At 69.5% G+C, this 10,351-nt stretch carries 11 protein-coding genes and 1 pseudogene; 5 read left to right on the forward strand and 7 right to left on the reverse strand.

Features of this window, described 5'->3' with window-relative positions; genetic code table 11:
• From DMB66_RS55255 to DMB66_RS55285, 7 genes and pseudogenes are all read right to left on the reverse strand, one after another.
• The coding region (locus tag DMB66_RS55255; RefSeq protein ID WP_158647681.1) for a cytochrome c oxidase assembly protein at positions 1 to 1,681 on the reverse strand (1,681 nt) is incomplete at its 3' end.
• Positions 1,682 to 1,702: 21 nt separating this feature from the next.
• Positions 1,703 to 2,068, reverse strand: a pseudogene (locus tag DMB66_RS55260) (copper resistance protein CopC); the annotation flags it as partial.
• 109 nt (positions 2,069 to 2,177) lie between these two features.
• Complete coding sequence (locus DMB66_RS55265) at positions 2,178 to 2,534, reverse strand: hypothetical protein (RefSeq protein WP_125812042.1); 357 nt, start codon at positions 2,532 to 2,534, stop codon at positions 2,178 to 2,180.
• Entirely contained in the window at positions 2,518 to 2,955 is a 438-nt protein-coding gene (locus DMB66_RS55270) for a prefoldin domain-containing protein (protein ID WP_125812043.1), read from the reverse strand. The genes DMB66_RS55265 and DMB66_RS55270 overlap by 17 nt, the downstream gene beginning before the upstream one ends.
• Positions 2,952 to 3,779 (reverse strand): IS5 family transposase, encoded by an 828-nt coding sequence (locus DMB66_RS55275; RefSeq protein ID WP_125812044.1) that lies wholly within the window; start codon positions 3,777 to 3,779, stop codon positions 2,952 to 2,954. Before DMB66_RS55275 ends, DMB66_RS55270 begins: the two co-directional genes overlap by 4 nt.
• A 128-nt stretch (positions 3,780 to 3,907) precedes the next feature.
• Positions 3,908 to 4,123: a copper resistance CopC family protein gene (locus tag DMB66_RS55280; protein ID WP_199753204.1), complete on the reverse strand. Its 216-nt coding sequence runs from the start codon at positions 4,121 to 4,123 to the stop codon at positions 3,908 to 3,910.
• A gap of 259 nt (positions 4,124 to 4,382) precedes the next feature.
• The gene (locus DMB66_RS55285; RefSeq protein ID WP_125812046.1) at positions 4,383 to 4,646 is read right to left on the reverse strand and encodes a hypothetical protein; all 264 of its coding nucleotides are present in this window, start codon (positions 4,644 to 4,646) and stop codon (positions 4,383 to 4,385) included.
• Between the two features lie 386 nt (positions 4,647 to 5,032).
• Between DMB66_RS55285 and DMB66_RS55290 the strand changes: the two genes are divergently transcribed.
• From DMB66_RS55290 to DMB66_RS55310, 5 genes are all read left to right on the forward strand, one after another.
• On the forward strand, positions 5,033 to 5,947 hold the full coding sequence (locus DMB66_RS55290; protein WP_125812047.1) for a cation diffusion facilitator family transporter: 915 nt from the start codon (positions 5,033 to 5,035) through the stop codon (positions 5,945 to 5,947).
• Between the two features lie 369 nt (positions 5,948 to 6,316).
• Entirely contained in the window at positions 6,317 to 6,742 is a 426-nt protein-coding gene (locus tag DMB66_RS55295) for a hypothetical protein (RefSeq protein WP_125812048.1), read from the forward strand.
• Between the two features lie 100 nt (positions 6,743 to 6,842).
• Positions 6,843 to 8,159 (forward strand): carbonic anhydrase, encoded by a 1,317-nt coding sequence (locus tag DMB66_RS63265; protein WP_199753205.1) that lies wholly within the window; start codon positions 6,843 to 6,845, stop codon positions 8,157 to 8,159.
• Entirely contained in the window at positions 8,099 to 9,022 is a 924-nt protein-coding gene (locus tag DMB66_RS63270) for a SulP family inorganic anion transporter (protein ID WP_199753206.1), read from the forward strand. Before DMB66_RS63265 ends, DMB66_RS63270 begins: the two co-directional genes overlap by 61 nt.
• Before the next feature lie 799 nt (positions 9,023 to 9,821).
• Complete coding sequence (locus tag DMB66_RS55310) at positions 9,822 to 10,094, forward strand: hypothetical protein (protein WP_125812049.1); 273 nt, start codon at positions 9,822 to 9,824, stop codon at positions 10,092 to 10,094.
• Positions 10,095 to 10,351: the final 257 nt, after the last annotated feature.

The raw sequence follows: 10,351 nt of genomic DNA on the forward strand, positions 1-10,351 counted from the left end.
CCAGGGAGGCCATCAGGACCACCAGGCGTGCCATGTGGGGCACCCGCCGTGGCAGTGGGTCGGGGCTGATCAGCACGGCGAAGAACAGGTACCCGGACAGCAGGAAGTGCAGGTACAGCGCCAGGTGCGCGGGATGGTTGCGCAGCGCGTATTCGTAGGCGTCGGAGAAGTACATGACGTACAGGCCACCGACCCAGAGCACCGCGGCGATCACCGGGTTGGTGAGCAGCCGCACCGGCCGCGAGTGCAGGGCGGCGACGATCCAGGCCCGCGCCCCGGGGTAGCGCCGGTCGGTTGTCGCCGGCAGCGCCCGCAGCGCGAGGGTGATCGGGGCGCCGAGGACCAGCAGGATGGGTGCCAGCATGGCCAGCAGCATGTGCACGACCATGTGCGCGCTGAACAGCACCGGCGCGTAGCGGGCCAGGCCACTGCCGGTGGCGACCAGCACGACCAGAACCCCGGCCAGCCAGGACAGGGTCCGGTGGGCAGGCCACGGGGTGCCGTTGCGCCGCAATCGTAGGACCGCAGCCAGGTACAGCCAGGCGCCGACCATGCACGCGGTCGTGAAGAGCAGATCGGGCCGCCAGTCCAGCAGGAACGACGCGGGCGTGGGCGCGTCGGGCATGCGGTAGCCGAGCAGTGCGTCCGCCGGTGTCAGATCGGAGACCGACAAGGCCCCCGGCGGCTGTGCCCGGGACAGGCCCACGGCCACGCCGATGGTGGCGGCCATGATGACGACTTCGACGACGGCCAGCTTGATGAACGCCGACCGGTTGTCGGCCAGCTTCGGCAGGGTGGATTGCCGGTGCCACCAGCCGATGCCGCCGAGCACGGCGAGTGCGAGCAGCTTGGCCTGCAGCAGGGAACCGTAGCCCTGCCCGGCGAGGTTGGCGATCGAGCCGACCCGCAACCAGGCGTTGATCAATCCCGAGATCGCGACCGCGGCGAAGCAGAACACCGCGATCGCGCTGAACCGGCGCGCGGCGACCTCTAGCCCGTCAGGACACCACCGGGCGTGCAACACCAGCGCGGCCAGACCGCCTACCCAGATCGTCGCGAACAGGATGTGGGCGGCCAGGCTGGTGGTGGCCGTGGCGTGGTCCAGCGAGGAGGCGGCGTGCCCGGCGAACGCGGCCGGGACGATGCCCGCAGCCGCAGTTGCCAATGCCAGTAGGAGCAGCCACGGCCGCACGGCCAGCCAGGCACAGCCGAACACCACCAGGCCCGCGACCGCGGCGATCAGCTGCGCACGTCCCTGCGGCACATACAGGGCCGTGTTGACGACCAGCCGGGCGCTCAGTCCGGTCACGGCACGGCCGGTCAGATCAGCGGTGACGAACAGGACCTGCAGCGTGGCCGCCACCGTCCACACCAGTGCGGCCACCGCCGCGACCCGACTGTGCCGCCACGCCGCAACGGACAGCGCGCCGTCGTCACCGCGCGGGCTGTACACCAGCGCGCCCAGCAGAGATCCGACCGTGAGCACGGCCGCGACTTCAGCGACCAGACGCAGCCCGGGCAGCGCCCACGCCACGGCCACCGCGCCGTCGGCGAGCCCGCTGTCGCGCCTTACGCCGCCTCCGACGACCAGCGACAACACCGTAGCCCCAGCAGCGACCACGACCACGATGAGCGCGACGCGGACGATCACGCGCCGCCGATCACCCGCAAGTGTGTCCACGGAAGCCATCGTTCGGCCCGCCTATCCGCCGGACGGTGGACGACGCCGACGACCGGCCACCAGCACCCCGCCGACGACGAGCGCCACCACGGCGACCGCGCCGACGATCCACCCCCAGCCGGAGCCACCGTCGTCGCTGTCCGCGGCCACGGGGGCGGCGGCGACCGTACTCGCCGCCGACGGTGCCGGCGCAGCGGCCGATGGCGACGCCGCCGACGGGGAGACGCCGTCCTGCGGCTGCGGCTGCGTAGTCAGCCGGAACGACAGCTTTCCCGCGATCGGGTGACCATCCGCGGACACCACCCGGTAGGCCGCGGTGTACGTACCGGCGGACAGGTCAGCGGGCATCGGCTGGGTCACGACCGCCCCGGCGGTATCCGCATCGCCGAGGTCGACGTTACGGCCCGCTGAGCTGAGAGGGCTATAAGTGCGCTTATGCCTGTTTCGTAGACTGGGTGCGTCTTCGGTGCTTTCGCTGCGCGTGTCGCCGTTCGAGTTATCGAGGTTGTTCGATGATGTCGCTGATCGCGACGGGTTCGTCGCAGTGGGGGCACGGGCCGCCGAGGTCGAGGCGGGTGCAGGGGGTGTGGCAGTCGTGGCACCACTGCTGGCCGAGGTAGCGGGTGTCGCAGCGTGGGCATTGATAGACGGTGATGGCCCGCCGGTTGGTGGCCGGCGCGATGATGGTGGTGGCCGGCTGGGGTTGCGGGTGACGGGCGCGCCAGGCGGCTTGGCGGCAGGCGGGGGTGCAGTAGCTCTGACGGCGGATCGGGGTGAACGGCTGCCGGCAGGTGGGGCAGGTTGCGGTCCGGGCGCCGTTGTCGTTACGGATGTCGTTACGCGACGGTGGCATCGGCGTGCCCGGCCGGGGCCGGGGCGAGCGCGAACAGGCCGGGTTGGTCCTCGGTGAGCACGCCCCGGGTGACCAGGCGGTTGAGTTTGGCGCGCAGGCCTTCGGTGTGGTTGGCGGTGACGCCGATACCGAGAGCACGGCAGATGTCCTTGGCGCGCAACTGCTGCTCGGCGGTGGTGAACACGGCGAGGATCTGCTGGTAGGTGGGGTTACCCGGACCGGTGCCGGCGCACTGGCCGTCGTCGGTGTGCCCGGCCAACCGCAGCAGGGTGTTCCGGGTGGTCGCCAGCTCGGCCAGCTCGGTCTCGAGCGCGGTCAACTGCTGCGACAGCGCGCTGATCTGCCCGCGGAGTTCGTCCGCGGCTACGCCCGCGACGCTTTCCCGAGCGGTGATCACTTCCAGGATCGGTGCCGGGTTCACGTGGCCCGCCAGCTCGGCGTGGCGGTGCCGGACAGCCTGCGGAGAAGGTTCGCGGTGGCCGCCCACCAGGTCCGCGACTCGCTGGACGCCTCCCGGATCTCATACTCGCGCACGAGGCGGCGGTGCAGCATCAACGTGCCGTTTACCTGCTCCACAATCCACCGCTTCGCGATCGGCACGAACCCTGCCCGGCTGTCGGACCGTAAGACCTGTTCGACGTCGATACCGCGCACCGCACCGTGGATCGCGACGTCGTCCTTGAACCCGGCGTCGACCCACGCCTTGGTCACCGTCGAGGTGTGCGCGACGACCCGGTCGAGCAACCGGACACCGATCTGGTTGTCGGTGGCCGACGCCGCCATCACCACCACCGCGATGATCAGGCCCAACGCGTCTACCGCCAGGCCCCGCTTCCGGCCCGGCACCCGCTTGGCGGCATCTTTGCCGGTCGTGGCGGCCGGGACGTGGTTCGCCGCACGCACCGACTGGGTGTCCAACGCCACCGCGGACGGGTCCTCGGCCCGGCCGGCCTTCTCCCGGACCTGGCACCGCAGCAGATCATGAATCACCTGGTCGGTGCCGTCGTCACGCCACAGTCCGAAGTAGTAGTACACCGCCGACCACGGCGGCAGGTCATGCGGCAACAGCTGCCACTGGCAACCGGTCCGGTTCTGGTAGAACAGCGCGTTGACGATCTCCCGCATCTCGTAGCGGCCTTCATGACCCGACGGGGACGGACGTTTCGCCTTCCACGCCCGCAGGAACGGATCGATCAACGCCCACTGCCCGTCAGAGAGATCAGTCGAGTACGCCCTACGTTCCATGACCAGGCCCTACGCACCACCGCCGCCCGGGTATCAGCCAGGCCGCAACGTTCACGACATCGAGCGACGACGCAACCCCCGAAAGACGTCTAAAGCTCACTCAACGTATGAAGCAGTCATAGCCGAACTTATAGCCCTCTGAGACGCACGGTGGTGAAGTCGTCCTGCAACTTCTCATTGAACGTGAGCCTGAGCTCGGCAGGCGCGGCCGACAGCACGGCGCCGTCCTTCGGGTTGGACGACTTCAGCGCGGCATGGGCGGCCGCGATCGAGGCCGGCCAGCCGACGGCAAGGATCACTCCGGCCGCCGCCGCGGCCCGCAACGTCCAGCGAGGCGACTTCACGATACGCAACCTTTCCCTACCGGCCATTCAGTCGCTGAGCCAGGGGTCGATCGTTCCCCTGCCACCACACATGTCACCTGGCCGGGGCAGGTGTCCGACCATCGCCAGCAGTGCGGTCCTTCAGGGACGCGAGCTGCTGTCCACGGAGGTGTTGCCGTCGCGTGTTGAACGGCGGGCCGCGTCCCGTCCCACGTCACATGGGCGCCGATGCTGGCAATGGCTACCGGCGTCCGCGTTTTCCGGGGTCGGCACAGACTGATCACGAGCGAGCGCCGCAGCGCCGGCGCCAGCTGAGGACCTTGGCCCCGCCATCGTCCGCGACCGGTTGCACCGCCGCGGCCCGCGCCTGACCGAGCTGTTCGCGCAAGGCCTCGATGAGATGGCGGCGCTCCTCAGCGCGGGCCCGCGCCTCCCGCGCCGAGGCCTGGGCTTCCGTCGTCTCGGCGCGGACACCGGCCAGTTCCGCGCGACGATGCTCGTCGGCGGCATCCAAGGCGGCGACCTGCGCCTGCAGCGTCTCCACCAGTCCCTCAAGGTGCGCTACCGCAGCGCCGCGCCGCGCAGCCGGGCGAGCGGCGAACGAACGTCGTCCACCGGCACGGTAGACGGATCCGGTAGCGGGTTGTCGGACATCACGTGCTCCTTCTCATCGTCCGGGCCGTTACGGCGATCGCGGCGGCGACAGCGAACGCCGTATCAAGCGGCCCCTCGGGAGACAGCCTGACGGCGGCGATAGTACGAGCCGATCCTTGACGGCGGCTGTGAGCCGGCCCGCGGATCCGCCACCGGCGGCTCGCGTCGTCACCGCGCTGGCAGGACAAAGACGGAGCGGGCTTTCATTGCCAAGTTTTGCACGTATGGCAATGAGTGCATACTTACGCGGGATGCTGCGAGCAAAGGGTGGGGAAAGTGGGCGCTGGACACGATCACGGGCAGACAGCGGTACGGGCCGGACAGCGTCACCGCGGGCGGCTGTGGGGGGCCTTCGCGCTGCTGGCCGTGTTCATGGTGGTGGAAGCGGTCGCGGCGTGGGTGACCGGGTCGCTGGCGCTGCTGTCGGACGCCGGGCACATGTTCACCGACGTGCTCGGCCTCGGCATGGCCCTGGCCGCGATCTACGCCGCGAGCCGCACTAACACCGACCCGCAGCGCACCTTCGGCACCTATCGGCTCGAGGTCCTCGCCGCACTGGCCAACGCCGTCCTGCTGTTCGGAGTTGCGATCTATGTGCTCGTCGAGGCGGTACGCCGGTTCAGCGAACCCCCCGAGGTGCTGGCTGGACCCATGATGATCGTCGCGGTCGCGGGACTGCTCGCCAACGTGGTCGCGTTCCTGCTGCTGCGCTCCGGCGCCAAGGAAAGCCTCAACGTGCGCGGCGCCTACCTCGAAGTTCTCGGCGACCTGCTCGGCTCCGTCGGCGTCATCATCGCCGCGGCGGTCATCGCGGTGACCGACTGGTGGTACGCCGACCCCATCATCGCCGTCGCCGTCGGCCTGTTCATCCTGCCCCGCACCTACCAACTGGCCCGCGCCGCCATCCGGGTCCTGGTGCAGGCAGCACCCGAACACATCGACGTGCCCGCGGTGCAGACCACGCTGGCCACCGTGCCGGGGGTGGCGCAGGTTCACGACCTGCACATCTGGACACTCACCTCCGGCATGGACGTCGCCTCGGCCCACCTGCGCCTGGGCGACGGCGCCGACACCGCGCAGGTGCTGGCCGCCGCCCGCACCGCACTGGACGAGAAGTTCGGCATCGACCACGCCACCCTGCAGGTAGAACCCGCCGACGCCGGGGGTGTGTGCCACCCGGCCGGCTGGTGAGGTTGCCATCGAGCCTACGGAGCGCGGGCAAGGCCCTGCTCGACGGCCGGCGCGGACACGCCATCGCCGGACGATCGCGTCGGTTGACCGTTCGCCCATTCTCCGGCCGTATCGTCTCCACGCAACGGTTCAGGTGGTCGTGCTGGCGGACTCGCGGGCTATTGCACCCTCAGACTTTATACAGATTCGTCCGTTAAAGTGCGCATAGTGCAGGTTGTCCGTGCAGTCGCTTGCGATGTGGTCAACGTCTTGAGACGCGACGCCGCCATAGTCGTTGTGCTTGAGGGCGGCCGGCGCGGATCGATGCACCCGACTGCGGGAGGCCCGGGACGATGGCCTGCTGACGTGCGAGCTGGGAGGCGGAGGACCATGGGGCGCAGAGCGGCGGGTTTCGTCCTGCTCTTGCTGTGCGCGATGGTGTTGCACGTCGGGTTGCCGCACTGTGGCGTGACGTCGGCCGTGGCGATCGAGCTCGCCAGTGACCAGTCGCCGCCCGGCGACCCGCCGGCCGGCGACCCGCCGGCCGGCGCGGCGCCGGCCGGCCTGCTGGACGACGCGGCGGACGCAGGCGCGTACACGGCGGACACCGTGCACCGCGACGACTCCGACGCCGTGGGTCTTGCCGTTCGCAGCCACCAGCCGCAGGAAGGTTCCACCAGCGGTCCGGGCAAGGTCTCAGTGGTACTGCCGGACCAGGCCGGCGCGGTCTCGTTGTCCAGAGCCGCACGTAGGGGTCGGTGTCCGGGCGCAGGGGTGTCGGGTGACCCGACCCTGTCGGGCAACCTGCGCTGCTGATCGGGCCCGGAGCGTTCGGCCTGCCGTAACTGACGGCGAAACAGGTACGGGCAGCAACGGGTTTCCGCTGCGATGCGCCTGCCGCTCGTCGTCACCGGTGATGGCCGGACGCTTCTCCGCGCCCGCCTACCGTCTCTGCCTTACCGACGAGGACCACTTCGCCATGCATTCCTTGATTGCCAACGCTCGCAACTTCCCCGCGACGATCGCCGACCAACGTGAGTACTACGCCCGGCTCTCGCGCGGCCAGCGGCCACAAGCGTTGTTCATCTGCTGCTCCGACTCCCGGGTGATGCCGTCACGTTTCACCGACGCCGCACCCGGTGAGCTGTTCGAGGTCCGTACCGCCGGCAACATCGTGCCGCCTTACCGCCCCGATGCCGGATGTGCGGTTGGCGGCAGCATCGAGTTCGCCCTCGAGGCGCTGAACGTCCCCGAGATCGTGGTATGCGGGCACAGCCACTGCGGCGCCGTCGCCGGACTGGCACAACCCCACACCACCGCGCAGACACCGCTGCTGCGTCAATGGCTGGACCTGGCCGAGTATCAGCCTGATCCTGCCGCGGACACCGACGACGACACCGTGGCCCTGGCGCGTCGCCATGTGCTCACCCAGGTTGATCACCTGCGGGGCTATCCGGGTGTGCGGCGACGCCTGCACGAGGGGCGGTTGCGGCTGCACGCCTGGTTCTACGCCATCGATACGGGACGGGTCAGCGCGTTGAGTCCGCGACCGGCACGTTCGCCGCTCTGTAGCCGCGCGAACGGCCATTACCGCCCGCCCGTACCGATCGCCGTCAGAAAGAGACTCATGCCTACCGCCGTCTCAATCCGCCATGCGTTACGCACCGACCTACCCGCATCCCTGGTCGTGTTCCTCGTCGCCGTTCCCCTGTGCGTCGGCGTAGCTGTCGCCTCCGGCGTCCCCGCCGAGCTCGGCCTCATCACCGGCATCGTCGGCGGCCTCGTCACCGGGCTGCTGCCGGGCAGCAGCCTGCAGGTGTCCGGACCCGCCGCCGGACTGACCGTTCTGGTGTTCGAGGCCGTCACCACCTACGGACTCGCCGCCCTCGGCGTCATCGTCGTCGCCACGGGCCTGCTACAACTACTCCTGGGTCTGCTGCGACTGGGACGCTGGTTCCGGGCCATCTCCGTCGCCGTCGTGGAAGGAATGCTCGCCGGCATTGGCCTGATCATCATCGCAAGTCAGCTGTACACGCTGACCGGCATGACCGCTCCGGCCACCGGGCTCGGGAAGATCACTGGCCTGCCGGCGGCCGCGGCGGCCGCGGCCGGGCAGAGCACCGCCATCAGTTCCCTCCTCGTCGGCGCCGTCACCATCGCGATCATCGTGCTGTGGGCCGCATCCCCAGCCGGGCACGGGTGGTACCCGGTGCGCTGGTCGCCGTCGCGGTGACCGCCACGATGGTCACGCTGCTACGCCTTCCCGTGGCGACACTCGAGGTGCGCGGCCTGCTCGACGTCATCCAGCCTCCCAGCCCCGGGCAGTTCACCAGCGCGGCCGGCCTGGGACTGCTGGTCACCGTCGTCGCGTTCACGCTGATCGCGTCGGCGGAAAGCCTGTTCAGTGCAGCCGCCGTCGACCGGTTGCACACCGGGCCCCGGACCGACTACGACAAGGAACTCGTCGCCCAGGGCGCCGGCAACACCATCTGCGGACTGCTCGGCGCTCTGCCGATGACGGCGGTCATCGTCCGCAGCGCCGCCAACGTCCACGCCGGCGCACGGACCAAGACGTCACGAGTGCTGCACGGCGCGTGGCTCCTGCTGTTCGCGGCGCTGCTGCCCGCGGTACTGGCCTTCATCCCCACCGCGGCGCTCGCCGGAGTCCTGATCCATGCCGGCTTCAAACTGCTTCCCGCCACGACCGTGGCACGGCTGTGGCGCACCCACCGCGGCGAGGCTCTCGTCCTGCTAGCCACGGCGACCGCCATCGTCACCATCAACATGTTCGAAGGCGTACTCATCGGGTTGCTGCTGTCGGTCATCAAGACCGCCTGGGAAACCTCCCGCCTGCACATCGCCGTCGACGACCGCCGCCACGGCCCCGTCCGCGTCACCATCACCGGCAACGCGACCTTCCTGAGACTGCCGAAGCTGCTAGACACGCTGGAGGCCCTGCCGGTCACCCGGCCCGTCGAACTCGACCTCACCAACCTGCGGCATCTCGACCACGCTTGCCATACCGCCTTGGAGACCTGGACGCACCGTCACAAAGCCGCTGGCGACGAATCCGTCCAGCTCATCCAGACCGCATGAAACCGCACTTTGCTTCCACCTGAAGACCTGCGGTGATCAAATCCGGGGCAGCGCTCGCCTGTTACGCCGGGACGCCACTCAAGATCATGGCTGAGGTCGGCGGGAACGTCACGGGTTCCCGCGACGAGGTGTACAGCAGCGGTATCGCTCCGTGTGAAGATGGCGTCGGCGGCGTCCTGACGACTGCCGTGCCGCTACTGCCGCTCGATAGTCCGCTGGTGGACGGATGCGCCGTGCTCGTCAACCGGAACGGCCGACGACGGCGAGCATGCCGCCGGCGCAGCCGGGTGGGCTGCCGGTGTCGCTGTCCAGGGCTATGAGGAACTGGCTGCGCACGTCATTTTTTCTTCCGGCCCACGCCGGGCTGGGCGTCGCCTAGACTCCGAAGGAGGTTAGGTGGTTGACACCCGGGACGCACGCTACCGGCGTGGATCCCGGCGGAAGGAGGCTGTCTGACGACCCCGTTGTCAGGCAGTCTCCTTAACGCGTTACCTGAAGGTTGCGTCGGCCTGCTGGCGGCCGGAGACGGCTCTACGCGAAGCCATGGGGTCTGGGACGTGGCAGGTGGTCGCAGCCTCCCCGGTCACCGCGATCGTGCATGCGCTGCACGTCGTCCGCGTCGCATCGCACTCGCCGCCACCGTCCGGCCGACGACTGCCGGCGGTCTCTCTGGGAAGGCTTGCGTGTCTCGCGCACGCGGAAGAAGCCGCCTGTCCGAGGCTGCAACGCGTTCCCGCGCGGCGGCTGTCGGTGTACAGCCATCGTCTGCCCGTCGCCCTCCGGCATCCTCACGATCACCGTGACCGGCGACCTCGACCTCGACACCGTGACCACGTTGCGCCACCATCTCGCCGGCGACCACGCCGGCAGGTTCGACCCGAACCTGTCCGCCGTCGAGTTCTGTGACCTCGCCGGCCGGGATACCCTGCGCGCCTTCGGCCGAGCCGTCGACAGCCGTCACCAGGTTCGGATCACCGCCGTAGCCCGTCGTCGACGACGGTCCTCGGCTTGGTCGACGAGCTGCGATCGTTGGTGCCGTACCGCACTGGACCCGTGGCTGTCGTCGCAGTGATCGTGCCAGCCGCCAGGGAGATGACCGGCCTGTCCTGCACCGACGCCGCGGAGGTCTGCGGCTGCCCGCCACGATCCGGTCCCGGTCGCCTATGCCCGCGACGACCTGGTCGCCGATGTGAGCGAATCGCCGAGCACGACGGCAGGGCCGTTGACCCGAGCTGACCTTCCTCCGAGACCGATGGCCGGCAACGGCGAATAGACGTCGGGACTGATCGCCCCGTGTGTTGATCGCGCATTCAGGATGATGCTTTGGCA

Source organism: Actinoplanes sp. ATCC 53533 (assembly GCF_003947245.1).

Coding starts and splice junctions, on each gene's coding strand:
- DMB66_RS55275 (WP_125812044.1), bottom strand. CDS start 3,779: ATGGAACGTAGGGCGTACTCGACTGATCTCTCTGACGGGCAGTGGGCG.
- DMB66_RS55295 (WP_125812048.1), top strand. CDS start 6,317: ATGGGGCGCAGAGCGGCGGGTTTCGTCCTGCTCTTGCTGTGCGCGATG.
- DMB66_RS55265 (WP_125812042.1), bottom strand. CDS start 2,534: ATGCCACCGTCGCGTAACGACATCCGTAACGACAACGGCGCCCGGACC.
- DMB66_RS63265 (WP_199753205.1), top strand. CDS start 6,843: ATGGCCGGACGCTTCTCCGCGCCCGCCTACCGTCTCTGCCTTACCGAC.